At 38.7% G+C, this 25,931-nt stretch carries 20 protein-coding genes; 1 reads left to right on the plus strand and 19 read right to left on the minus strand.

From position 1 onward, the window contains the following. Nucleotides 1-38: 38 nt before the first annotated feature. Genes ACI1P1_RS10360 through ACI1P1_RS10385 form a run of 6 tightly spaced genes read right to left on the minus strand, consistent with a single transcriptional unit; the run spans nucleotide 39 to nucleotide 9,345 of the window. Nucleotides 39-1,997, minus strand: a complete 1,959-nt coding sequence (locus ACI1P1_RS10360; protein ID WP_416216308.1) for an ArnT family glycosyltransferase — start codon at nucleotides 1,995-1,997, stop codon at nucleotides 39-41. Then, nucleotides 1,994-3,292 carry a rhamnosyltransferase WsaF family glycosyltransferase gene (locus ACI1P1_RS10365; RefSeq protein WP_416216309.1) on the minus strand — a complete coding sequence of 433 codons (1,299 nt, stop codon included), beginning with the start codon at nucleotides 3,290-3,292 and terminating at the stop codon, nucleotides 1,994-1,996. The genes ACI1P1_RS10360 and ACI1P1_RS10365 overlap by 4 nt, the downstream gene beginning before the upstream one ends. A gap of 11 nt (nucleotides 3,293-3,303) precedes the next feature. After that, entirely contained in the window at nucleotides 3,304-5,118 is a 1,815-nt protein-coding gene (locus ACI1P1_RS10370) for a glycosyltransferase family 2 protein (protein ID WP_416216310.1), read from the minus strand. A gap of 15 nt (nucleotides 5,119-5,133) precedes the next feature. Continuing rightward, entirely contained in the window at nucleotides 5,134-6,759 is a 1,626-nt protein-coding gene (locus tag ACI1P1_RS10375) for a class I SAM-dependent methyltransferase (protein WP_416216311.1), read from the minus strand. After that, nucleotides 6,756-7,967: an ABC transporter ATP-binding protein gene (locus ACI1P1_RS10380; protein WP_416216312.1), complete on the minus strand. Its 1,212-nt coding sequence runs from the start codon at nucleotides 7,965-7,967 to the stop codon at nucleotides 6,756-6,758. Before ACI1P1_RS10380 ends, ACI1P1_RS10375 begins: the two co-directional genes overlap by 4 nt. A 13-nt stretch (nucleotides 7,968-7,980) precedes the next feature. Continuing rightward, a complete protein-coding gene (locus ACI1P1_RS10385; RefSeq protein ID WP_416216313.1) occupies nucleotides 7,981-9,345 on the minus strand; it encodes an ABC transporter permease in 1,365 nt (454 codons plus the stop codon). 171 nt (nucleotides 9,346-9,516) lie between these two features. On the opposite strand from ACI1P1_RS10385, the gene ACI1P1_RS10390 reads away from it, so the two are divergent. Then, a complete protein-coding gene (locus tag ACI1P1_RS10390; protein ID WP_416216314.1) occupies nucleotides 9,517-12,015 on the plus strand; it encodes an O-antigen ligase family protein in 2,499 nt (832 codons plus the stop codon). A 49-nt stretch (nucleotides 12,016-12,064) separates the two neighbouring features. Here the strand turns inward: ACI1P1_RS10390 and rfbB are convergent, their stop codons facing one another. The 13 genes from rfbB to ACI1P1_RS10455 all read right to left on the minus strand — a co-directional run bounded on the left by rfbB (nucleotide 12,065) and on the right by ACI1P1_RS10455 (nucleotide 25,908). Then, entirely contained in the window at nucleotides 12,065-13,051 is a 987-nt protein-coding gene (gene rfbB / locus ACI1P1_RS10395; RefSeq protein WP_416216315.1) for a dTDP-glucose 4,6-dehydratase, read from the minus strand. A 5-nt stretch (nucleotides 13,052-13,056) separates the two neighbouring features. Next, nucleotides 13,057-13,908, minus strand: a complete 852-nt coding sequence (gene rfbD / locus ACI1P1_RS10400; RefSeq protein ID WP_416216316.1) for a dTDP-4-dehydrorhamnose reductase — start codon at nucleotides 13,906-13,908, stop codon at nucleotides 13,057-13,059. Nucleotides 13,909-13,912: 4 nt separating this feature from the next. Continuing rightward, a complete protein-coding gene (gene rfbC, locus ACI1P1_RS10405) occupies nucleotides 13,913-14,473 on the minus strand; it encodes a dTDP-4-dehydrorhamnose 3,5-epimerase (RefSeq protein WP_416216317.1) in 561 nt (186 codons plus the stop codon). 27 nt (nucleotides 14,474-14,500) lie between these two features. After that, nucleotides 14,501-15,379, minus strand: coding sequence for a glucose-1-phosphate thymidylyltransferase RfbA (gene rfbA / locus ACI1P1_RS10410; protein WP_416216318.1), 879 nt, complete (start codon nucleotides 15,377-15,379; stop codon nucleotides 14,501-14,503). A gap of 94 nt (nucleotides 15,380-15,473) precedes the next feature. Further along, nucleotides 15,474-16,367, minus strand: coding sequence for a UTP--glucose-1-phosphate uridylyltransferase GalU (galU, locus tag ACI1P1_RS10415; RefSeq protein ID WP_416216319.1), 894 nt, complete (start codon nucleotides 16,365-16,367; stop codon nucleotides 15,474-15,476). A 334-nt stretch (nucleotides 16,368-16,701) separates the two neighbouring features. Beyond that, nucleotides 16,702-18,045 (minus strand): sugar phosphate nucleotidyltransferase, encoded by a 1,344-nt coding sequence (locus ACI1P1_RS10420; protein WP_416216320.1) that lies wholly within the window; start codon nucleotides 18,043-18,045, stop codon nucleotides 16,702-16,704. 137 nt (nucleotides 18,046-18,182) lie between these two features. After that, the gene (locus ACI1P1_RS10425; RefSeq protein ID WP_416216321.1) at nucleotides 18,183-18,311 is read right to left on the minus strand and encodes a hypothetical protein; all 129 of its coding nucleotides are present in this window, start codon (nucleotides 18,309-18,311) and stop codon (nucleotides 18,183-18,185) included. Between the two features lie 133 nt (nucleotides 18,312-18,444). After that, nucleotides 18,445-19,404 carry a copper amine oxidase N-terminal domain-containing protein gene (locus tag ACI1P1_RS10430; RefSeq protein WP_416216322.1) on the minus strand — a complete coding sequence of 320 codons (960 nt, stop codon included), beginning with the start codon at nucleotides 19,402-19,404 and terminating at the stop codon, nucleotides 18,445-18,447. A gap of 46 nt (nucleotides 19,405-19,450) precedes the next feature. Then, nucleotides 19,451-20,479 carry a hypothetical protein gene (locus tag ACI1P1_RS10435; RefSeq protein WP_416216323.1) on the minus strand — a complete coding sequence of 343 codons (1,029 nt, stop codon included), beginning with the start codon at nucleotides 20,477-20,479 and terminating at the stop codon, nucleotides 19,451-19,453. 176 nt (nucleotides 20,480-20,655) lie between these two features. Further along, the gene (locus ACI1P1_RS10440) at nucleotides 20,656-21,537 is read right to left on the minus strand and encodes a glycosyltransferase family 2 protein (RefSeq protein ID WP_416216324.1); all 882 of its coding nucleotides are present in this window, start codon (nucleotides 21,535-21,537) and stop codon (nucleotides 20,656-20,658) included. A gap of 67 nt (nucleotides 21,538-21,604) precedes the next feature. Continuing rightward, on the minus strand, nucleotides 21,605-23,074 hold the full coding sequence (locus tag ACI1P1_RS10445) for a flippase (protein ID WP_416216325.1): 1,470 nt from the start codon (nucleotides 23,072-23,074) through the stop codon (nucleotides 21,605-21,607). Nucleotides 23,075-23,128: 54 nt separating this feature from the next. Next, nucleotides 23,129-24,340, minus strand: coding sequence for an O-antigen ligase family protein (locus tag ACI1P1_RS10450; protein ID WP_416216326.1), 1,212 nt, complete (start codon nucleotides 24,338-24,340; stop codon nucleotides 23,129-23,131). A 395-nt stretch (nucleotides 24,341-24,735) separates the two neighbouring features. Further along, complete coding sequence (locus tag ACI1P1_RS10455; protein WP_416216327.1) at nucleotides 24,736-25,908, minus strand: glycosyltransferase; 1,173 nt, start codon at nucleotides 25,906-25,908, stop codon at nucleotides 24,736-24,738. Nucleotides 25,909-25,931 lie beyond the last annotated feature (23 nt).

A 25,931-nucleotide genomic window follows, 5' to 3' on the forward strand; every position in this document is an offset into this window, starting at 1 on the left:
CCTCCTGGTAAAATAAATATTCTTCTAGGTGTAAACTATTATTTTTCTAATGATATCCTATCTATAGAGAATTCACTTACGTTCTCAATATCTAGCCTAATTTCATTTATAAATTTTGAATTTACCCATCCACTTATTTGTCCCATTGGAAGGATGTATACTCCCTCAATAGAAACATCAAACAAAAGAGACATTTCTTCAGTGAACCCCGATCCATTATTCCAAAACAATTGCCCTTTTGCAATTTGATTTTCTTGGAGTTTAGTGAAAGTAATCAGTAAATAATCATACATTGAAGTTGTATGCTGGGGAATTTCAAATGTAAAATGAGGATCCTGATTGTTTACTAAAAAATTGATACCTCTATCATTATTTTTATTCACAGTTAAACTGTTTAACTTCAGATCAGCTGAATTTGAAATGAGATTCTTCATTCCTTCAAAGTTTATAAAAGAAATTGATTTTTCACCCAAATTATATGGAATATTATTTAAATTATGAACATCCAACATTCTTTTAAATTTTGGATCACTAAAATTCTTTGAACTAATCGAATCCTTCAGATGAGCAGTAATTATTTTATCCGGTATATTATTGGATGAATTTAAAAGTGTATGGATGTTATAGGAAGATAATAAACAAATAAAGATTAATAAAATAGCTAATACTAACCTTTGGTATTGAATCAGCACTACTTTTGTAATAAATAAATATGTTAAAAAAACAATAGGAAGAATAGAAATATACAAATACCTGCCTATCATAACACTAATATTTGTCGAGTAAGTTCCAAGTACTAGCATAGCTATATTACACAAGAACACTATTGAAAAAAAAGTCTGTATTGAAAGAGACTTTCCATAAATAATATCTTGTATGCCTGAAAAACACTTTGAAAAAGCATACATAAGTACCCAAAAGAAAAAGACCACTAAGGTTAAAGCGAAAAATAGGAATGGGTCTTTTCGTGGAATAACTTCTTGGGGACTCCAATAGGTCATCAAGAAATCAGTTGTATACTGTAATATAGACCCAAGATTCAGATCTTGGGAAGGCAAAAGACCTCTCACGAATTCTACATGTAACTTTGTAGCTGTGAATGCATGGTATTGATGCAAGTTAAAAAGTATCCATGGAGCTAAAATTAAAATACATATGGTTGAAAAAATCACCATCATCTTTACCTTTTTCTTCAATGCGGTATCCATGGTTAAAAGATAAAGTAAAATCACCGCGGCGATAAAGATGGTTGTTAATTTTGTTATGATAACCATACCTGTCAAAACACTAAAGCTAATAAGGTGTACAAATCGTTTATTAAAATGAAACTTAATCCAAAATGCAAAAATTCCAGTACACAACAAAACCGCCAAATGTTCATTACTTATTGTGATCATTCGTGTGATTATTCCTGGTGACATAAAAAACAGAATGAGAATGCCGTAAAAAAGAGGTGCATTTTCTGAAACAACTTTTTGTTCAACTAATTCCTTATAACTTTTAATGATTAGATAGATTGTTAGTCCAAAACATATAAGCCCTAACATTCTAATCATATAGAAGGAGACAGTTACATGACTAGAAAATAAGGCTATTACTGCAGCCATTAAATAATATAAAGGAGGATGGACTGCTTCATATTGAATTGTACCTGTAGGAGCATTAATGAGATTTGAAGTCTGAGAAATATAATCTAAATCTATTTTATCAAATAGTGTTGGAATATCCCGGTGTCTAACAATATGCATAATGTAATCAAAATGAGCATCCTCATCAACTGGTGAAAACGATGGGATAAAAATAAAATATACACTTGCAATAAGCAATAAAAATATAATGATCATTTTCATGTCAGTTTTCATTAAACATTGAGTAATACCAAACAAAAAAATGGCTGATGCTAATATAAGATAATTAATGTTACTATCATATAAAGATAACAATAAATAAATAAAAATAAGGATAAAAGAAAAAGCCATCCAATATTTCCTGCTCATTCCACGACTCCTTTTGGAAATAAATCTAAAGAATTTAAAAACAAGAACTGTGGCGAATTATTTAAATAATCATTCTGTTCAGAGTCACTGTGTTGAGATTCCAATTCATGATTTGCATCAAAGTCAATACAAAGCTTTGTTAACTCATCTGCTAAAGAATCCGGATCGTATTTTTGCATTGAATGAATATTCCTATGGTACACAGACAAATCTTTATTCTCGTAATTGTTGGTTAAAACATTCAACCCGAAGTAAGCCATCTCTAAAGGAGGATAACTTGGGTGAGGAGAGATCATTAATGAGATGCCAAGAGCAGAAACCTTAAGCGTATTTGCATACTCATCTAAAGTCATCTTTCCCTTTGATAAAAGACTAATTCCATTTCCCAACTCTACTTCAGGGTGGGCCTCTCCAGCTGATATAAGTGTCCACTCCGAAGCTGTGGGGCATTTCCAAACCCACAACCTTAATGCCTCAACTATTAGGTTAAACGCATTTCTCGGTACAGATGGTCTCCCATATATAAGAATCTGCTTGTTCTTCTTTAATTTATCTTTTTGTTCCAAGAGGATTTTTCTTAAATGATTATTTAGTTTTGGTTCAAAAAAATACTCCTCAGTAAAGGAAAAGTTATGATTGTGGAAATAATCACGAAGCAATGAGGAGTTAAATATTGCAATTTGCGGTCCTTCATAACGGTAAGTACTTTCAGCTAATGCATATTGGCTAGACCATTGATAAAACCCCGGTTCAAAATCTTGAATAAAATATATTACCTTATTAATATTTTGTTGGTACTGTTCGGCTTGCCAACCAGCTACCCTTTGTGCAGCATAGGCTGTCCACCATGACGTCGCCAAAAAAATATCCTCTTTACCTACAGGGATTGTTTTATTATATCGATCATTAAAAGGCACGATCAGCTTCATTTGATTTGGGTCTTCATCACATTGGCTAATAATGAAATCCTTAAACTTTTCTTTATCATAATTAGTGGGTCCAGCATCAGTAAGGATAATTCGCATCTTGCATCCTTCAATGTTTTCAACTAATTCCTCGAAAAATTTGATAGCAGTTGAAATCCCCCCAAATACATGCTCTAAATTTATTGAAGGAACTAACAAATTCAAACGCTTACCAGATAGCTGACTCATCCTTGGTGAAAAAGGAGTAATTTCTCCTATATGAGTGTTAATAACATTATTTATGACGGATTGTTTCGCTGTTGAATAAATTTTATTTAAAAGCGGATTTCTTTTGACTATCCGTCTAATTATTTGATAATAATCACGCATATTTATTACTCCTATTTTTGTATTGGAATTACTGAAGAGAGCGAAAGATTTGCATTAAAAAATGGATCTCCCTCTTCGCGATATGGGCTATAATATTTTTCCGACATAATAAAATCAATCTCAGGAATAAAGCTTGTTCTGGTTTTCGATTCCAAATGATAAAGTTTAACATGAGGATCATAAATATTATTTAAGCCATTTTTTATTGCCCTCAAGCTTAATTCTACATCACTTCCGCATATAATAAATTCTTCATTAAAGCCACCAATTTTGTCGATCGTTTTCCTAGATACGGCTAAACATGCACCAGTTGAAGCAGCAACATTTCGGGTGAGCATAGGGGAAACAAAGGGAGAACCAAAATGAACTGGCCTCATCCCCTTAAATATATGATCAGCCCATCCCCCCATCCCCATTACCACACCAGCATGCTGAATCGTATTATCTTCAAACAGCAATAAACCACCTACCGTACCCACATCGTCTCTCAAGGCCTTTTCAGACATTCTTTGCATCCAATCGCTGCTTAATATAACCGTATCGTTATTTAAGAAAATAAACACATTGCCGCGGGACTCTCTGATACCATGATTATTTAATTTAGACCAATTAAATTCATAATGAGCTTGAATTACACGAATATTTGCATATTCGCCTTGTATTTTTGCAAACCAATTCTTTGATTCTAATCTTTCAGAATTATTATCAAGAATGAGAATTTCGTAATCGTTTCCCTCAGTTACAGATAGTATGCTTTCAATGCACGGCTCGAGCAACTCGAGTTTGTCCTTAGTGGGAATGATTATGCTTGTGAAAGGAGCCTCATCTTCAATTTTATAACGTGCATCATAAACAAAATGAAATTCGTCTTCAACCGCCCATGCCTTTCCTTTACCGAATACACGGACTAGATGTTCATTAAGGGCCTTTAGGCCCGCCTCATGTGCGTAAGGTTTAGAATCTGGGTTACTGGCGGTAGATGTCTCTATCTCTCTCCAAGAGTACAAAACTTTAGGTATATGATGAATAAGGATTGCTTCTTCACTCATTCTTAAAGCTAAATCAAAGTCTTGTGCTCCTTCATAACCTAAACGAAACCGGCCCACTTTTTCAAACAATTTCCTTTTAAAAGCAAAAATATGCCCAATATACATTTGTGAGCGCAATAAGTCAGGTGACCAATCCGGCTTAAAAAACGGAAATCTATGATTTCCATTTAAGTCAATCTTATCCTCATCTGAATATATAAAATCCGCACTGGTTTGGTTAATAGCTTTTACAATTTCATAAAGCGCATTAATATGCAATTCATCATCATTATCTAAAAGAACAATATATTCTCCTTTCGCAATAGAAACTGCTTCATTTGAAGCTCCTGAGATGCCTTGGTTATTAGTAAGAAATTTCACTTTTACCCTTATATCATTAATTCCCAATAAATACCCTTTTATTTCTTGCTTTGTCGAGGCATCATCGACAATGCAAAGCTCCCAATTATAGTATGTTTGAGAAAAAACAGATTGAATAGCTAAACTCAACCACTTAATCTCAACATTATAAACAGGCATAATAATAGATATCAATGGTTTTTCAGAGAATGCACTTATTTCTTTTTCAATATCAGTATAATTAAGACTTCTACTATTTTCTGGAGGATTATATGTTTGATTAGAATAGAGAGCCCCTATCATTTTTTCTTTGAACTTTACAAAACCATTTTTCTTAATTTCATTTAGACCTTTTTTAATAAAATCTGGTTTTTTCCAAATGAGCTTTAAAAGGTGAATTGCTTTCCTTATATGACCAAATATCCTGCCAGCTTTCAAAGAATCATCACTCCATCATGATTTTCTAAATACTTTTTTTAGGAACCTTATAATGCGCCATGATCTTGAGGTATGAATACTATTTATTTCTTCCAGTGCTATTTTTAATTCTTTTTCAAATTTTTCATATTCTGATTTTTTCCATTCATTTTCCAATCTCAAATTCCCAGTTTCGTGAATTAACTCACTATTTTCTTGCACTAATTTATCAATCCTTGTCTTACACGCATCAAATTCTAAATTTACTTTAGTGATGTTTTCTACTAATTCAATATTGTTTTGCTTAATATCCGTTATTTCTGCTTTCAAGGCACTCATTATATTCGCTTTATTTTCAATATCACTTTTCGCCTCTTGGAGTTGCTCTTGCGTCCAAGTTAAGATAGATTTTACTTCATAAATTAACATTCTGAAATCAAGTGAGTAGCAAACAACATCAAATTGTATTTCATTTATTTGAGAATTACTAAAAGTAATAATACAATTGGGGTCATCATGTTCGAACAACATTAAGTTCATCCAAACGAAACTATAATTTCCCGATTGTTTCTGACACTCCACAGGCTCACCGTTATTATTAATAGCTTTTATATTTGTTATTTTATAGGCACCTGCGAAATCGGATGGGTCAATTCGTACTGAATTAATTGATCCAATTAATTCAGGGACTTTTATGGAACAATGACGGTAAATATCTTCTTTGTTAAAGTCCAAAGTTAAGCTATTGTTTTCTGAATACTCTCCATTCTGTCCAAAAAAAATCTGAATTCGATCTTTTGGGACATCTGCAATAGATACCTGATTTTTTAATAAAATAAACACCGTGGCCAACTGATGAAAGAATGAAACCATATCGTCAAATTGAGTTATATCTAAAGACTGCAAACTTTTTGTATTGGCCTTGGTTACATACTTTCTCAGGTTACTATTATCTTTTTCAATAATAAATATTTTTCTGTATGAATCCTCTACTGGAGTGTAATCTATTGTAAATAAGTGCTGGTTATAATAATCGTCCAAATTTTGGCGGTACTCAATTAATGAAGGATGAATAATAGAGATAAAGTGTAAGCCCATTAACTTTTCCCATATGCGAATATCACCGTGACTTAATACGTTGTAATTCATATTATTTTTTTTCAAATACTCTTCGAGATCACTCTGCAAGGGCAGGCCATATTCTTTATGTTCCCATAACCACGTATAATTTTGATTAAACAGTGTTCTAAATAGCGAGTTTAACCGTTTTTCGGCTTGAACCACTTTTAATGTTTGAAACGGGGCAGAAATGATAAATCCCTTTGCGCTAACTCTATAAAGCTCATCAATAAAGCTGTTTCTTCTCTCAGGGGGAATGTGCTCGAATACATCGAGAGCAATAATGATATCAAAAGCTTCGTCTTCAAAGTTCATTTCAGTAGCATCCCCTAGGACGTACTTGGGGTTATTTAGCAACTCTTCCGGAAGCTGTATATCCAAATACTTAATGTCATCATTAGGTAAAAAATACTCAAGATTCTGATGCTCATTTGCACCTACCTCTAATATCCGAAAAGATTCACCTGGATGTTGACGAGCATTATTAATTATTTCAGCGGCGTTATTATATCGCTGGTATTGGTCAAAAGGAACAGTCCTCATCTTTGCACTTCCCATCTATGCTCCATATATACTAAACCCTCAGAAAAGTAATTATTAGTTACTGTGAATCGGGCAGCTTCCTGTTTATAATTTAAACACACCAAACCCTCATTATTAAATGCGCCTACATCAATACAATATGTTCCGCCAAGAAGGTATAGCTTCGGAATAATATATTTCACCACATGTCGTCCTCGTTGCCGCGGAACTTGCACCTTCTCCAGATATGTGTTGGGTCCAAAGATGTACTCCCTATCAGGTGTATAAATAGCTACACCAATAAGAAAATCATCTATCTTCTCTTCATAAATATCATATACTACATCTACCTCGAGTGCATCGAATGTTTTAAAGTTGCCTTTATTTAAAGTTACATTTTGGACACTCGCCAGCAGATCACAATTTTCCGGGATTTCAAAGCCAACTTCAGGCGCTTCAGCAATTGGGGAAGACAACCCTTCGTCTTTCAAAAAAGTATCATATTTCATATAATCTTCATACAAATCAACAACCTCGCTAGCTTCCCCATCGGCCACCAACTGACCGTCCTTTAACCATACGGCTCTATTACAAAAACGTTTTACTTGCTCCGTGGCATGTGAGACGAACAGAATAGTAGTTCCTTTCGCCTTCAATTCCTTCATTTTATCAATGCATTTGGTTTGAAATCGTATATCCCCAACAGCAAGTGCCTCATCTACGATAAGAATATCAGGATCTACATTTATGGATACAGCAAAGGCGAGTCTAGCAAACATGCCGCTGGAATATACTTTCACAGGCTGCTCAATAAAATCACCGATATCAGCAAAATCTATAATTGCACTCATTCTTTCATTTATTTGTTCACGAGAATAACCCATCATTAATCCATTTAAATATATGTTTTCTCGGCCTGTATATTCCGGATTAAATCCTGCTCCCAGTTCAAGAATCGCGGATATTTTCCCATTTACCTTTAAACTACCGCTTGATGGAGATAACACACCCGTAATCAACTTGAGTAAGGTTGATTTCCCCGAGCCATTTTTCCCGAGTATGCCTAACGCTTCTCCTTTCATAACAGATAAACTTATATTATTTAGTGCATTAAAATCATGGTGGTATTTCTTTTTTGACAAGGAGAGGGCTTCTTTCAACCTATCCAGCGGCTTCGAATATAACTTATATGTTTTACTAATACTCCCTAATTCAATCATTGCACTCATTCAGTAGTCACTCCTATAGGACATCTGCAAAGTGCGGCTTTAGTTTTCTAAAAATCACAACACCAGCAGTCAGTATGGTCAAACAAGCAAACCAGAAATATAAAGTTTCTATAGGTCTTTGATAAAATAAAATGTGATCAATAAATGAATCCCTGTACCCTTGGACAATGTAATACATCGGGTTTCCTTGGAACAAAAAACGCCACTTATCAGATAATATAGAGAGGGGCCAACCAATAGGAGTAAACCAAAAACCTATCTGCAGAATAATCGCAATTATTTGATTGAGATCTTTGAAAAATAGAACAACAGCCGAAGTAAAATAACTTAATGAGACGACCAGTATAAACATGCAAAAAAGATAGTATAACACCTGAAAATTATATAATGAAGGATAATATCCATACAACGAATATACTATTAAGATAAAACCAAGGAAAAAAATTTGTACAAACAAAACTGATACAATTTTAACAACCGGTAAAAGCTCAATTTGGAATACTACTTTCTTAACTAAATAACCATACTCTGATAATGCATTGGTTGCACCAGAAAAAGCATCAGCAAAGAAGAACCATGGCACAATGCCTGCTATAAACCATAAAATGAAAGGGACTTCCGAGACGTTACCGCTACGTAAGCCAATCTGAAATACAAACCAGTAAGTAATTACAGTCAAAATAGGTTGGATAAATCCCCAGGTGACACCCAAATAAGAGGATGCATATTTTGTCTTGAAGTCGTTTCGGGCTAGACTTAATATCAATTGACGACCGGTGAATAGAATTCTTGATAGCTTGACAGTTATCTTTAAATATTTGAGAATAATAGAAGAAATAAAACATATGAACAAGACTATGATAATATCTCCAATTAGGTCTTTAGTGGATACTGTATTGAATGAATCCAAAATATAGGGGCCGATATTAACTAAAAAAAAAGGATCCTCCCCCTCTGTAAATAGTTCATATGAGTTTTCTTTGGTAAATGATAATTGCATTTGGTTTAAGGTTACCTCAAGCTGGTTTAGTGGAATCTTTACCTTAACATTCCCGGACACTTGGAAATCAACAAATTTAATTGAAGCTGGTTTAGTTCCAACGTCAACTCGAACTAGTTGTGTTTTTTGCGGCAAATCAAATACCAATTCTTCCCATTCTCCCACCTTACTGTAAAGAACGCTAATGGATCTTTCTTCCGCCCATTGTTGACCATCCGCAGCATAAAAAACCTGGTACTGATCGGACATCCCTGATTGTACTTGAAAGGATAGCTGCACAGTTTTGCCTTGTCTCTCATGATGATAAAAAATAAAAAAGGCCGAAAATCCAATGGTCAGAATTAAAACTCCAAATATAATTTTCTTCAAAAATTTCACAATAACTTCTCCCGCTATATGGAATTTTCGGTACATAATCAAGTAATATAAGGAAATGGAAGGATTTTATTTACCAAATAAGTATACGAGAAAATATGATCATTGTCGATAAACCGATAATTTGAGAAACTGCATTTGTTCTCACCAAACCAGAATGAAGGAGCTTTTCTTGTGAAAAACAAAAAAACGACAAAAAAAAATCTTGTGCTAAAAAGCGACCAACAATCCATTTTGTACTGGATCGTTATGTCAGCACTTATCTTCATTTGCTTCTATGCGGCGTTTCATACTGCGTTATTTAATGGTTATTCTACTATTTTTGATAAAAATATCAATACAGCTTTAATGCTTTCATCTCTTGCCTTAATAATGATTTCTATTAAACTTTTCTTCAAGTGGAAACTAGAGGATAATCGGGATTTAATCAGTATTTATGTCTGGCTAATCCCATTAACTTTTTGGATTTCCTCATTTAAAGCCGCTTCGCCGGATCTTGCTAAGAGCATGACCCATATACATATGATGTATATTACATTATTTCTTGCGGGTGTTTTACTAAACCGCCGCGAATTCGGAGCAAAGTTCTTGCAAGCTACTATTACCATAGTGGGCTACTTAGTAACCCTATACGGCCTAGCCTGTGCCTTCGGAAATATGTACTCTCAAGACGCGGTTATGTTCGACCAAGGACTTCGCCTTACTTCCGTATTCCAGTACGCCAATGCTTACGCAGCTTTCCTTATGGCAATTCTATTATGCAGTCTCTACTATACCACTCATTCCAGAAAGTGGTATGTGATTTTTGTCAACGGAATGATGATTGTGCCGATTCTTCTCTCATTTTGGCTCACGTTATCCCGCGGGGGCATTGTAGTAATGCCTTTTATCTTTCTCGCTGTTCTCCCGCTTATGACGATGTCCAGACAATTGATGTTCGCTCTTTATATGATGATTGGCGTGATAGGCTCTTTCCCCATCACCGGTTATATAACGGACAAGTCCACCCGCATAGTGAACCAATTGCTTACGACAGTCTCCCCTGACCGGAAATCCGCCCAAACCTTAAGTTGGTTTAATGGAGATAGCTTAAGCGGTTGGGCCGTGGTAATTGGGGTTTCTGTCGTATCAGGGGCTATCATATGGTTGCTGCAGTCCTATGTGTTCTCTCGCCTGGATAAGAAGTTGTCCGTTTTCTCCTCCCGTAAACGAACTCGACTGGTGCTGCCGGCTGCGTTGGTTGTTGTAGGAGCATTGGGAGCTGTGTTGTTGCTTGCGACTCCTGTAAAGTCCCTTCTTCCCGATAACCTGGAGACACGTTTAGAAAACATTAACTTCAATCAACACAGTGTTCTGGAGCGGGGAACCTTCTATAAGGATTCCATTAAGCTTTTCAAGGATTATCCCATACTCGGTACAGGCGGTGGCGGTTGGGCCGTTTTATATGAGAAGTATCAGAATAACCCCTACACAAGCCGTCAAGCACATAATTTCTTTCTTCAGTATTTGAACGAAGTGGGCATAATCGGACTTGTGGTATTTATGGGCCTATTAACAATCGTGTATACCTTATTTGTAAGAAAATCATTTTCAGAACACGTTGAGCATACGGAAAAACGCCTTATTTTCTACATGATATCCGTATCTATTCTCGTTCATAGCATTTTGGATTTCGAACTTAGTTATGTGTTTCTGGGAAGCTTAGTCTTCTTGTGTTTGGGAGGAATGGCCTCCATCCTGGACGGAAAGCCCAAATGGATTAGCAAGCTGTCTATACTTTCATCCAAAAGATTCATCTACCCGGCAGTTGTTGGTATTCTGGCATTGGTATTCTTCATCTTCTCCGTTATCAGAATCAACGCCAATAACTCATACGAAAAAGCCATCGCATATGCACAACAAGGCAAATCCTTCAATGAAGTTATGGCTCAGGTAGATTCGGCTATTAAAGCTAACCCTAAGCCTGACTTTTACGGGCTCAAAGTTGACTTTTTTATGCAGGTGGCTTCCCAAACAAAAGATCAACAACAGCAACAGTTTCTCGATCAAGCTGCTGCTACCTTAACAGAAGCTAGAAAGAAGGAGCCGAATAACCGAGCTTTATTAGAACGGCAATATTCCCTTTATATGACCGAACAAGACTATGCCTCTTCTATTCAATTATTGCATGAAGCATTACAGCAGTATCCGTGGGAACTCAGCTTCTATGAACGCATTGCTTCCATATATAATACGCAGTGGAATCAAGCCAAACAAGCTAACGACAAGGTGAGGATGGACCAGACGTGGGCAGCCCTACTAGACATTTATGACAAGGTTCAAAAAGGTGTAGATCATATCGCTACATTACCAAAAGAACAGCTGTCAGGCAGACCTTTTTACCATAGCCCCATCATCCGCTATTCAGTAGGACAAGTGAACATGGTGAATGGCGAGTATGAAAAAGCCTGGTTGCAGCTGCAGCCTGCCGGAGAAGAAGCCTTTGGGCTGCTAGAGAGTGTCAATCCGCAGGCAGACCCGGCCTCCTTCCAACAAAACCAGTTAATTGTCCAATGGTACCTGGCTCTCGTGAAAAAACAGGGGACTTTAGATCAAAACAGATACAACAGCTTTATAGGGAAGTATCCTGACTCAAAGGCGCAGATTGACAATATCGTATCCTCGCTGAAATAAAATTAAAGGTTGGACCTCCATCCCGGAAGTCCAACCTTTTTTCATTCCATCACACCCGCTTCAGCAACGGCCTCCACCAGTCCTCATTCTCCTGATACCACTGGATCGTCTGGGCAATCCCCGTTTCGAAGGAATATTGCGGCATCCAGCCCAAGGCCTCCAGCTTGGTGGGATCGATGGCATACCGCTTATCGTGGCCCAGCCGGTCGGTGACAAACTCAATGAGGTCCTCGCTCTTCCCTAACGTCCGGATAATCGTTTTGACCACGTCCAGATTGGTTCGCTCATTATGTCCCCCTACATTGTACACCTGGCCGCTTACACCTTGGTGCAGCACCAGGTCAAGCGCAGAGCAATGGTCCCAGACATGCAGCCAATCCCGGATATTTTTACCGTCCCCATATACCGGAACCTTCTGGTCATTGACAACCCGGGAGATGGTTAACGGAATCAATTTCTCGGGGAAATGATAAGGCCCATAATTATTGGAGCAGCGGGTAATGTTCACCGGCATGCCGTATGTCTCATGATACGCCCTCACCAGAAGGTCAGAGGCGGCCTTGCTGGCGCTGTAAGGGCTATTAGGCTGTATTGGTGTTTCCTCTGTAAAGAATGTCTCAGGGTCGAAATCTAGCTCTCCATACACCTCATCTGTAGAAACATGCAGAAACTTCGTGATTCCTGCTGCTTTGGCTGCATCCAGGAGCACTTGTGTACCTAGTACATTCGTACGCACGAATACTCCCGGGTCCGTAATCGAGCGGTCCACATGGCTCTCCGCCGCGAAGTGAACTACGTAATCGAATCCGGTTTTGCTGAACAGCTTGTTGATAACCGCCATATCGGCAATATCCGCCTGAATAAAGTGATAGTTTTCCTTATCCTCTATTGACTTGTGCTTCGCCAATTCTCCGGCATAAGTCAAGAGATCCAGGTTATAAATATCATAATCCGGATACTTGTTCACCATGTATTGGACGAAGTTGCCGCCAATAAATCCCGCTCCACCTGTTACCAGTACCTTTTTACGTGTCAATACGCTCATCCCTTCGCGTTTAGCTCTTCCAGATACCGCTTCAATGCATCCTGCCAGTGTGGCAGCCGCTGGAAGCCGCAAACCTCCAATTTATCCTTGGACATCCGGGAGTTCTTGGGCCGGACCGCCCGGGTAGGATATTCCTCGGTGGTAATATGGTTTACTTTCACGTCTTTCTCCGCTTGCCGGAAAATCTCCTCCGCAAACTCCGCCCAACTGCAGATTCCCTCGTTGGTAGCATGATAAATACCATATTGTTCCGATTGAATCATACTCACAATTAGCTTAGCCAAATCTGCCGTATAGGTTGGAGAACCGTACTGATCGCTAACCACATTAAGCTCAGCACGGGATTCAGCCAGTCTAAGCATGGTTTTGATGAAATTATTGCCATTGATACCGAAAACCCAGGAGATACGGATAACATACCAGTTTTCCAAGATTGATTGAAGAGCCAACTCGCCCTCATATTTCGTTAATCCATACTGACCGATTGGCGCTGGCTTGTCAGTCTCCTTGTAGAACTCCAAACCCTGACCGTCGTAAACATAGTCCGTACTGATATACATCATCTTGGCATTGATAGTCTTAGCTGCTTCAGCCAAATAACGGGTACCGTCCACATTCACCCGGCGGCACAGGTCCACCTCATCCTCTGCCTTATCCACGGCTGTATATGCTGCACAATGGACAATCGCATCCGGACGGATCCGGCTGACTGCCGCATGAACCGCCTGCCCATCGGTGATATCCAGATCATCTATGCCAACACCGACCATCTCCAGCCCCTGCGATAACCCCGCTTTTACCACATCGTAGCCTAACTGCCCGTTATAACCTGTCACCAGTATCTTCATTCCATCATTCCCCATACACAAAGTTATGCTCCACATCAGTAAGACGCGGCGCCTTCTCATCCTTGGCGGACAAAACCGGTTGAATATCAAGTGGCCAGTCAATTCCTAAATCGGGATCCGACCATAATATTCCTCCGTCACATTCCGGAGCGTACAATTCATCCACCTTATACTGAACCTCAACATCCTCGGTGATGGTCATAAACCCATGAGCAAATCCTTTAGGAATCAATAATTGCTTCTTATTCTCTGCGCTGAGCTCTATTCCGAACCAAGCGCCATACGTTGGACTTCCACGGCGGATATCCACGGCCACATCATAAATGGCACCCTTTGTGCAACGCACCAGCTTCGTTTGAGCTTTAGGGTTTAACTGATAATGCAAACCTCTTAACGTTCCTTTGGCTGCCGAGAAGGAATGGTTATCCTGTACAAACTCCAGCTTTAACCCTTCTCCAGAGAATGCCGCTTCGCTATACGTTTCCATAAACCAGCCGCGATGATCTCCGAATACCCAGGGTTCAACAACCAGCACACCTTCAAGGTTGGTCTTGGTAAATTCCATGATGCCGACTCCAATCTTTTAGCAAAATTAGTATTGAATTTGTCCGTTGGCAACCTTGATCAGGTATTGCCCATAACCGGTTTTACTCAGCTTCTCTCCACAGCAGCGCAGCTGCTCCCGCGTAATCCACCCATTAATATATGCAATCTCCTCAGGAGCGGCTATCTTAATACCCTGATGACCCTCTACCGTTCTGACGAAATTGGTCGCATCCACCAGGCTTTCGTGGGTACCAGTATCCAGCCAGGTATATCCGCGTCCCAGCAGCTCCACATCCAAGTCTCCAAGCTCCAAATAAGCTTGATTAACGGAGGTTATTTCCAATTCCCCTCGTTCAGACGGCTTAACCCGCTTGGCAATATCTAGAACACGGTTATCGTAGAAATACAGACCCGTTACAGCATAATTGGATTTGGGCTTTTGGGGCTTTTCCTCAATACTCAGTACCTTGCCGTCTCCGTGAAATTCCACCACACCGAACCGCTGCGGATCCTGGACATGATAGCCGAATACTGTAGCCCCTTTTTCCTTCCCAGCCGCCTTCAGGAGCCTCTTACGCAATCCGCTGCCATAATAAATGTTATCCCCGAGAATCATAGCCACGGAATCTTCTCCGATGAAGGATTCTCCCAATATGAAGGCCTGGGCCAATCCATCTGGGCTAGGCTGAACCTTATAGCTTAAGGAAATTCCAAACTGGGAACCGTCACCCAACAATCCTTCAAACCGGGGTGTATCCTCAGGTGTGGAAATAATCAGAATCTCCTTGATCCCCGCCAGCATAAGAGTAGTCAAGGGATAATAAATCATAGGCTTATCGTAGATAGGCAACAATTGTTTGCTCGTCACCATTGTGAGGGGGTAAAGCCTTGTTCCACTTCCACCTGCCAATACAATACCTTTCATGAACCAATAACCTCCCAATAAAAAAGCGTGGAGTCCGAAATGATACAATACTAGTGTATTATACCATTCTTCTTCCAACGCCGGAATAGTTGACTCACATGGTAGAGCCTATCGTTCTTTCCCCAATCAACTTCACTAATTCTTCCATCAACGGCCCCTTCAGCTCATCGTTAGCCAAAGCAAACTCCAACGTTGTCATGATGAAGCCCAGCTTCTCTCCCACATCATAACGTCTGCCCTCGAAGTTATAGGCGAATACGGGCTGCTCCAGGTTCAACTTCTGAATGGCATCCGTAAGTTGGATTTCACCACCCGCTCCTACCTCTTGAGAATCCAGAAGCTCGAAAATCCGGGGGGTCAGGATATACCGGCCCATAATGGCCAGGTTAGATGGTGCTGTACCTTTGGCAGGTTTCTCTACAAAATTACGCACTTGATAAAGCCGGCCGTTCTGTCCATCAGGATCCACAATACCATAACGATGGGTCTCCTGGAACGGGACTTCCTGCACGCCAATGATGGAGCATTCAGTTTTATCGTATTCCTCCATCAGTTGTCTTAGACATGGCTTCGGCTCTGCCTTGACAATATCGTCACCTAGCAGAACGGCGAAGGGCTCATCTCCGATAAACTTGCGCGCACACCATACCGCATGGCCCAAGCCGCGGGGCTCCTTTTGGCGGATATAATGAATATCCACCAGGTTAGAGGCACGCTGCACCTCCTCCAGGAGCGCCAGCTTCTGCTTCTCCAACAGGTTATGCTCCAATTCGAAATGGTTATCGAAGTGATCCTCGATGGCACGTTTGCCTTTGCCGGTCACGATGATGATATCTTCAATCCCTGACTCCACCGCTTCTTCCACAATATATTGAATGGTCGGCTTATCTACTATCGGAAGCATTTCCTTGGGCATAGCTTTGGTCGCCGGCAGAAAACGTGTGCCTAAACCGGCGGCTGGAATAATTGCCTTCTTTACCTTCCTCATTCAGCACTTCTCCTCCACCTAATCATCTATCTTTGCTGGAATGCTCATGCACTTGGCTTTGACTTAAATAGAGGCTTCCGGGGATTGGAACGAACCTTGATCCACAGGCGGGCCTCTTCATCCCGAAAGACCTTAATGCCAATTAACAGAAACGGAGTCCGAATTTCCTTAAAATAACGGCTGGCCATATGAATCGTTTCCCCTATTATAACAGTTTCTTTCTATTATAATAGATTTGCGGAGAAATGTAAGGCCCTTGGAACTATATTTACCAAACTCACCACCATCATTCCACCATTAGACCCAATTCGACTTTCTTCTTGTTGCAATTCTTCTATTCGACTTTCCAGGGGTCCTCAAACCGATAAATATCCGTTTCAGATAAACTGCTTCCAATTTGCGTTTCGATCATCTGCAGCTCATGATGGGCCAGGATAGAATGACGGATTCCCTGGGGAATACGGATGACATCTCCCACATGAACCTCCCTGCGCCTGTCCTCCAGCATCACTTCGCCCTTGCCTGCCGTAACCGTCCATACCTCTTCACGTTGTTTGTGCAGTTGGTAGCTTAGACTCTTCCCGGCCAGAATACATACACGCCTCACCAAAACCTCGTCTCCCCGGTCATTCGCACCGTACTCCAGCACCCGGTACCATCCCCAATACCGTTCCACATACATAGGACGGGGTTGGTCATCTGTCAGAATCTCCTTAATCCTGGGGCTTTCCTCCTTGTCGGCAATCAGGATACCATCGGGGCTGGCCGCTACAATCAGATTGGAAGCCCCTAAAACAGCGACCGGAATATCCAGCTCATTCACAATATGTGTATTCGTACTGTCATGGCTGCATACCCCTTTCCCGCTGATGGACTCGGTCATTTCTTCCGTTAGGGTGTTCCATGTGCCCAGGTCCTTCCAATAGCCTGTATAAGGAATAACACTGATGTCCTTCAAATGCTCCACAACCTCATAATCGAAGCTGTTCTTTCGTATATCATGATAACGATCATGCAGAGACTCATATTCCAACGGCAATTCCCGATGCTGCAGTAGCTCCATGAAAAACCCCAGCTTCCCAGCAAAAACACCGCAATTCCATAATGCCCCCTGCTCGAGAAAAAACCGAGCCACCGCTTCTTTGGGCTTCTCTGCAAAGCGCTTCACCGTTCTGACCTCGCCGGTACTCTCTTCCGTCAGTATATATCCATATTTTTCGGAGGGGTGCGTAGGCGCCGCGCCGATAAGTGCTAGAGAGCTTCCTGTGGATTGCAGTACCTCATCCAGCCTTTGAATAGTCGTAAAGAACTCCAGCTCCACATACGGGTCCACTGGCATCACAACGATGGTTTCATTCGAGTCAGCCCCCATGACCGAATTCACATAAGAAGCTGCAAGTACAATGGCAGCGAAGGTATCCCGGCGTTCGGGTTCAATAATAAGAGGGACTTGCTCGCCGATTTGGCTATGTATAATTTCAGCCTGGGCATTCCCCGTGACAATACAAGCATGAGAGGCAAGTCCAACCTCCCCGATTTGCCGCCATACACGTTGAACCATGGACTCTCTTCCACCATCCGGACCGGGAAGAACCTTCAGAAATTGCTTGGAACGGGAGTCGTTGGATAAAGGCCATAAGCGCTTGCCAGAGCCGCCAGACAGCAATACAAGTTTCACAGATTCACAACCCTTTTTGGTAGAGTGATAAATAAAATCCATATATAGCTATAGTAGCAAATAGCGACTCTCAAAACAAAGAGGCAATAGACAGGAACAACAGTCCCTATCTACTGCCAGATCCAAACCACAGCGGGTTACGAGCGCCACCGCCGCCGCGGCCGTGAACCCACCTTGATCCACAGGCGGTCATCATCATCCTTAAAAAACTTCAGCCGGAACAAGGAGAGCGGAGTCCGGATTTCCCGGAAATAATAAGCGGGCATAACAGCCACATCCCTTATTAACCATTTTGACTACAGTATATAGTCCAAATGCCGTGGGGGCTGTCGATCCTTCTTGTCGGCTTGACTTTTTTTATTTACAGCTTCAGCAGCATTCCCGCATAAATCGACGTGGTTATTGGCCAATCTCTGCTTTCTTCTGATCCACTTTGTCCTGGAAGGCATTCTTAAGCTCGTTCACGGAGGAGGTGTCATACCCATTCTGATTCAGCTGCGACTCATACGTATTCACCCGGGAATTAAATTGGCTCTCCACCTCGGAATAATACGCCCGGGCCTTCGCTTCAATAGCCGCCTTCTCCTCTGCCGTTTCGGCCGCAGCATAGTCCGTCTTGTAGCTATCCATAGTAGACTGGGCTTTGCGCTCCATCGCTTCTAGGTCCAATACAACCTGGAAGAAGAGAGTGCTTTGGCTAGGTTTGGAGACACCTCCTCCGCCTCCAGTCCCTCCGGCAGGTGCAGGCGTTGCCGATGGAGTCGGCGTTGGAGAGGGTGATGTCGATGGTTTGGGGGAAGCTTCAACAATAGCAGCTTTTACCGTATAGGTAGCAGGATCCCACTCAATCTTACGTCCCACGGACTCAGAGACGAACTTCAATGGAACATAGACACTTCCTTCAATAATCATACCTGGAAGATCGTCAGAAGGCTGCTTGGATGTACCATCAAAAACATACTTCACGTTCTCAAAATAAACAGCAAGAGAAGTTGGATGCAAAGCACTCAGATCAGGGCTGCCATTCAGCTTCTCGGTCTTGCGGTTCATTTTATACTCATCAATGGTGACCTGCTCCGCCTTACCGGGTTTGCGGATGGTAACCGTATAGGTATCCGGGTTCCACTCCACGGCCTTATCCAGGGCATAAGCCACAAACCGAAGCGGCACATAGGTTGATCCCTGATAGATAAACCCACGTTGATCGGAAGGCGGCGCCAGATAGCTGCCATCGAATTCAAATTGCACAGGAGCGTAATAGGCTTCAATAGTTGTCGATACCTGCTCGGCTTTCACTGTGTTGAAGCTTGGCATGGCAATTGCTACGGCCAAACCCAGTAATGCAATAGTCTTTTTCATATTCTCTCTCCTACTTTACGTTTTTTTACGAGATGATAGATTGAATCTACTTGGACATTATAGACATGAGCGAGTTCAAGGCTTCACTCTGAGCATTCCGTTTTGCTGTCTCATATTGGCTTTTCCAGTTTTCAATATCTTGTAGCGGCATTTCTTTCTCTTGATAAGATTTCGATGCATCATTCATCAAATTATTAAACTGACTATCACATTCCTTTTCTGCGGCTTCAATCCTAGGTAAAAACTTGGATTGTAATGATGCGATGGAAACTCCTTCTTTACTGGCTTGTCCTGCTTTGATCTCTGCCGAAAGCTCTGAAGCAAGTGAGCTAACCTTATTGGTACAGCCGTTCTGCAGTGAATCCAGCTCGCCTTGGTAAGTGGTGCGGAGTGCGGTCTGTTCTGAACTTAGAGTTTCATTCGGTATTGTTGGTGTTGCTGATGGAGGTGGAGATAAGAATGAATCTTCAGTGGGAGTAACTACACTCGTATTGGGTGAAGCGATTGTTGCAGTTGCTTGAGATTCGTTTTTAGCTTCTAATTCTTTCCTGATCCGAGTTTGCTCCGCCTCATCATATACACCTACGAGTTCAATAGGATATTCGGGGTCCAAAATAACTAATTTCTTCCCATAGTCATAGGTAATGGCCCGTAAAGCTTTTATTTCTTCCGGGGTCAGCTTCTTGAGTAGCAGATCGCGGATTTTTTGTTTTTCATCATTAGAAAGTTTATCAGTAGACTTACCTGTCAGGTAGTACATTTCCTTCATGCTTAGACCAGACTTTAGAAGGATAGCTGCTACATCCAGAGCATCTTGTGGGTCGATGCTCTTTGTTGTCAGGGATTCAGCTTTATCGATTGTACTATCCAGAACCCCAGGGATTTTGGTTGTACCATTATCAGATTGGGCATCTTGTTTACGCTCTTCGATTCTCTTTTCAATACCCTCAAGATCAACCTGATTAATCGCATAGTAGAGGAAACCACCGATTCCTATAGCCAGTAATAGAAACAAGGATACCCCCGTTATAACGAGCTTTTCCCATGTTTTCTTCGATTTCCAGTGAAACTTCATGAGAAAACCTACTTTCCTTTATTATACGATGATTATTTGTGTCTAGTAACTTTGCAGAAAAGTGATATATTCCGTCTTAACAGATAGTACACATAGAGAGGGTCATAAACGCCTTCCTAAATCATGCATTTCCAATTGCTACATCCCTCATAAACTTTTGATTTGAGTCTGTATTTTTATTTCCTTCTTTCTCCAAAACGCTTGTGATAATAATCTGTATAGGCCTCAAGAAATGTTTTAAACATAACTTTTTTCTGTAGAACTTTTTTTATATATTTAAGAATGTAATATACTCTTGCATAAGTTTTTCTTTTGGAATATCTTTCAGCAAGAATATAACTATTTCGCATCATATAATAATTTTGCAAATCGCTCCCGTTTCCTGTTGACGCACTAATCTTATGATATATGCGTGATTTTCCAACAAACAATATTTTTAGACCAAAATTCAAAACTCTTAAACAATAATCAGTATCCTCACAATATAAAAAGTAATCTTCATTCAATAAGCCCACGTTTTCTACAGTACCCCTTGGAACCAACCACAAACATCCTGTTGCAAAACTAACCCATGAATTTTGATGATATATCTCACTATCAAAATCCATATACCCGCAATGCTTAGTTGCAATATTTCTAAAGTCTATCTTACCACCTGCGAACCACAATCTATCTCTATTATCATAAAAATTTATTCTTCCACAGACAATTCCAGCGTCAACATTCATAATACTAGCTTCTACCAAAATACTCAAAAAATCTTTTTCTACAATAGTATCATTATTGAGTAACAGATAATAATCGGGATTATATTCTTTAGAATGTTTTATTCCGATATTATTTCCACCTGAGAACCCCAGATTTTGGCCTCCTGCAATATATAACGAATTACTTTTAATAAACAATAGCTCTGAATCATCAGGTTGCACTGTTGAGCCATTGTCAACTACAATAATTCGATAGTTATCGTAACTAATCTTCTTTAGACTTTTTATACACTCAACAGTGTCGTGAAACCCATTATAATTTACTAACACAATACACACTAATGGAGACAAAATTTTCACCTCACAAATTATCAACCGTTAAACTAAAACTCAACACCTTCACCCTCAATTCTGAAATCTAAATTCCCTTCCTTACTAATTTTTGCTTTACTTTATTTAATGCATTTCCAAATATTTCTGTTACAACTTCATTCTTTGTTGCTATTTGAAGAACAAAATATACAATCGCAGATAGGCCTACTTTCACTATTATGCGAACAATGATATTGCCCCCCATTGAAGAAAGTAATAATTGAACTACAATAATTCCTATACTTCCCGCAATTGTTTTTGTGAAAGTGGCCATTCCGTTTAGGTGGGTAAAATATTTTTTTGAAACAGAATAATATAGAAAAAATACTGTAGCCTCTGCTAGCAATGTCGTTAGTGCAGCGCCATTCTCCTGAAATAGTGGGATAAATACAAGGTTTAGAAAAAAATTTACACCTGCTCCTATTACTGCCCCTCTTAATGTAATTTTCTCGCGATTATTTGGAATCAATATACAACTGCTATGTGCTGTTGAAAATAGAGCAAAAAATAATGAAATACTTAAAATAATCATTGAAATATTTGCACTTGCATATTCTTTACCTGCAATAAATTCTATTATATCTGCACTCATGAATGCCATTCCCGTCATACAAGGAATTACAAATGTCATTAACATATTAAAACTTTTAGACAAGAAACGATTTATGCTTTCTACATCATTATTATTCGCTAGGATTACTGCGCGAGTTTGTAATACAGATGAAACAGCTAATAAACAATACTTCACCATATTATATACTTTTGTTGATACACTATATATTCCAACATTATAATCAGAACACATGAATCCTAACAAAGCTATGTCTGTCTGATTATAAATCATTATTGAGAGATATGCCGAAAACAGCATAACAATTGGTAAAAAGTGTTTTTTCCAATTTACACTAAATACAATTCTTAAATCACAATATTTTTTGCTATAGAAAAATGATATTAAACTCGAACCACCTGCTGATAAAACAGTAATAAAAGCATATATATACACATCTGATGCAGTCTTAACAAATAAAAACATTGCTACAATAGACAAGATATTCACAACGACACTCATCATAGTACGAAATGCATAATCTTCGTATATTACAAATATCCAGCTCATTCCAATCATCGTCAATGGAATGGTGATACTGAATATAATAATAAGACTTGTATATGCTTCTAATACACCTAATGAAAATGCTGATGTATATAGTATTATTAAAGCTGCAGCAGAAGAAATAAGGCTAATCGAAAGCATTTCACTCATGAATTTACTTATTTCAGCTCTGTTCTCACGTACTCTAGCGCCTTCTCTTGCCGCATATGTTGGTATACCTAGCATTGCAATGATGGCAAAAATCTCAACAAAATTTTTGGCAAAATTGTAATTCCCTAATAAATCAACTCCAAATATCCTTGATATATAAGGAAATGTTATCAAAGGAAAAACGACACTTAGAATAGACTGCAGCAAACTAAAGACAGCATTCATTTTAATTGACTTCTTCGCTGCCATTGCATCCTCCGCTTTTATTAACTTAATATCTTGTATAACCAACCATAGAATGCACTAGTATCTTTTCTGTTCCTCTGGTTGCAGATTCAAATCCATCAAAAGTAAAAATAAAGCTATGTTACTCTGTCTCCAAAGATCTGTTATTATCATTGAAAATCCTGTCACAAATACATAAACTACCAGACCCAATTTATATGGCATAATATATCTCTCTTTCCAAGCTCTTTTAAATAAACGAATAAAAATGAATGCATACATCATTAAGCCAAAAAGACCAAACATCATATAGAAGCTAAAAACCCCAACATCATCGTAAAAATATACCCCCCATGGGCCACGCATAATATAATTAAGATCATATAAACCATTGGAGGTAGCATTGGGGTTAATAATTCCTAAGCCCACAAATTTATTATTTTCGGCCATTTGTATGTAATGAGATATCGCACCTGTTCTTGGTATAATTGAATTATCAGTTCCAGCAATCACTCCTAAAACATTTTTTCCCAAATAATCTTGAATAGATGGAATCTGCAATATTACTAGTAAAGTAATTATTCCGGCTACTACAATCAATACTTTTCGACTAAGATTTTTTACGCAGAACACTATCATCACAACTATTGCAAGCCCAATACCGAGCATAGTCATTCTAGTCTGAGTAACTAGAACGATATAGATTATTGCAATGCAAAAAAATACGCAATCATTTAACGACATTTTTCGATTTATATTTTTTATATTAACAAATCGTCCAAAAACTACAATTATTACAAATGAACAAAACATCATACCGACCGTCATTCTTAACATACCATCTCTAGATAAGTAAACTGTGGAATCTAAAAATTTTATTCCCATATAATAGAAAAAAATGGAAAATATAAGTGATCCAAAAATTAGTCTTCCTATTTTGTTAAATGCTTTATAATACCATATATCATCATTAAATGCTGCAAAATAAATATATAGTAAAATACTATATATATTTGCTATATAGTATGCGGTTTTTAAAAAATCTTGTTGATATCGATTTAAACTAACCAAGATTTCTATACTTATGTAAAATAAAAAAACAAGAACCTCAGTTTTATAAGTTGCTTTTGATTTCTTCAATATTCCTATACAAGGAATTATTAATAATGTCACAGCTGCAGCTAATTGTTGACTACTAATTTCCTGGGATCGTAAAAAGAAAAAACTAAATAAAGCAATTATGTATATTAGAAATATCATTCGATGATATAAAAATTTTTTATATACCAACTTACCACACTCCCTCGGCAATTATAAATGAGCCTTCCCCATAATAAATTATATAAAATTAAATACTTTTCTTAACCTCGAAACTATCTTTTTGAACTCCCTGTTGTTACCTCACCCACAAAAATTTCGAGTTTTAATAATAAAGTCTGCCGAAATAGCCTTGGCTCCGACGATAATACCATTTTGCATTTCCACATTCTCTAGTATTTACGACCAGTTACCATGGTCATTAAAATTGCTTTACACATATAATAAGGTCCAAACTGAGCCTAAACATTGCTCGCATTCGATTAATAATGGAAACAAGCCCAATTATTTTCCAAATTGATAAATGCAATTTGAATTTTTTGTTAGATCCTATAAATTTCCAATATATTTCCCTACTTAGTTTGCTTTCAATGCATTTTTCCTCCATTAATATAATTTTTAATCGCTAAGCTTATAGCTAATTGAGCATAAGATGAAGAATAAAACTCTTCAAATATACTCCTTACTTGTGGATTATACCTAAATATCTCTTGCTTTGACGTTACCAGCTTATTGATTATATTTACATATTCATCAGCAACATTAGCTTTATAAAAATACTTATCCCAATATTCAACAGGAATATTTTCGTTATACCCTTCATAGCTTTCATTCGAAGCTATAATAATTTTCCCATACGCCATTGACTCAGCAACTTTAACCTTCATCCCTCCACCCTCAAATATAGGGCTTAGAACAACATCAGCTTCTTCATACAACGTTGAAGGACTTTCAACTCTCCCCAAAACAATTACATTATCAGGGTAGTTATTTTTCTGCAATTGCTCCATACCTCTTCCTGCTATGGTTAACTCCACATCTGCACCTAATCTTGGCATTACATTTTTTACAAACCAATCAATTCCACGTTTGTTCGGTAAATATGCTCCGCCAAAGAATAGAAGCTTTAATTTTTCATGTTCTTGAATGTTTTTTGTCTGTTTACTAGGCTTGGGTATATCCATATAGACACTTAGTTCAACCTCAGGCTTCTTCTTATAAAATTTTTCAAAGAGTTCGCTTTCTCTACGATTAAGTGTAAAATTGATATCACAATATTGTGCAGTCAGCTTCTCATTTTGTATCATAGCTTGGTAAATTGGCTTTTTATATAAACGCGACTCTTTTTTCCACGCCGCGGCCAAAGATGCTTTTACATCATGATAAAATGATGCAACTATTATATGTGGAAAACGTTTCTTTATTTTTTTAACTAATTTTCCAAATATAGAATTGTCTATAAATACAAATTCAATTTTTTCTACTTCTATAATAGAAATAATCCTTCTCATTCCGTGTTCATTTAAATAAGTAGAATAACCTAATAAACAACCTAAATACAAGGCAATAGAATTTTTGTAGCCAGTAATAGTGATATGTCCTTCTACAGTTTTCTCTGGAGCGTTTGCTCCTGGTAATGCAATGACCACGACATCTTTCTGATCAAATATTTCATTTAATGTGTTTAAATGCGCCCTAGCTAAAACCTTTGCTCCGCTATCAACAAAATAATAAAAATCTGTAATATATAATGTTTTCATTCTGTTCCACCTTGAGCGTATCA

Origin of the sequence: Paenibacillus mesotrionivorans, assembly GCF_046098205.1 — a bacterium.
Lineage (GTDB): Bacteria > Bacillota > Bacilli > Paenibacillales > NBRC-103111 > Paenibacillus_AR > Paenibacillus_AR mesotrionivorans.

Excerpts from the sequence above, each read along its gene's own strand:
- ACI1P1_RS10360 (WP_416216308.1), bottom strand. The coding sequence starts at position 1,997 with ATGAGCAGGAAATATTGGATGGCTTTTTCTTTTATCCTTATTTTTATT.
- ACI1P1_RS10365 (WP_416216309.1), bottom strand. The coding sequence starts at position 3,292 with ATGCGTGATTATTATCAAATAATTAGACGGATAGTCAAAAGAAATCCG.
- ACI1P1_RS10375 (WP_416216311.1), bottom strand. The coding sequence starts at position 6,759 with ATGAGGACTGTTCCTTTTGACCAATACCAGCGATATAATAACGCCGCT.
- ACI1P1_RS10380 (WP_416216312.1), bottom strand. The coding sequence starts at position 7,967 with ATGAGTGCAATGATTGAATTAGGGAGTATTAGTAAAACATATAAGTTA.
- rfbD (WP_416216316.1), bottom strand. The coding sequence starts at position 13,908 with ATGAAGATACTGGTGACAGGTTATAACGGGCAGTTAGGCTACGATGTG.
- rfbC (WP_416216317.1), bottom strand. The coding sequence starts at position 14,473 with ATGGAATTTACCAAGACCAACCTTGAAGGTGTGCTGGTTGTTGAACCC.
- rfbA (WP_416216318.1), bottom strand. The coding sequence starts at position 15,379 with ATGAAAGGTATTGTATTGGCAGGTGGAAGTGGAACAAGGCTTTACCCC.
- galU (WP_416216319.1), bottom strand. The coding sequence starts at position 16,367 with ATGAGGAAGGTAAAGAAGGCAATTATTCCAGCCGCCGGTTTAGGCACA.
- ACI1P1_RS10425 (WP_416216321.1), bottom strand. The coding sequence starts at position 18,311 with ATGCCCGCTTATTATTTCCGGGAAATCCGGACTCCGCTCTCCTTGTTC.
- ACI1P1_RS10430 (WP_416216322.1), bottom strand. The coding sequence starts at position 19,404 with ATGAAAAAGACTATTGCATTACTGGGTTTGGCCGTAGCAATTGCCATG.
- ACI1P1_RS10435 (WP_416216323.1), bottom strand. The coding sequence starts at position 20,479 with ATGAAGTTTCACTGGAAATCGAAGAAAACATGGGAAAAGCTCGTTATA.
- ACI1P1_RS10445 (WP_416216325.1), bottom strand. The coding sequence starts at position 23,074 with ATGGCAGCGAAGAAGTCAATTAAAATGAATGCTGTCTTTAGTTTGCTG.
- ACI1P1_RS10455 (WP_416216327.1), bottom strand. The coding sequence starts at position 25,908 with ATGAAAACATTATATATTACAGATTTTTATTATTTTGTTGATAGCGGA.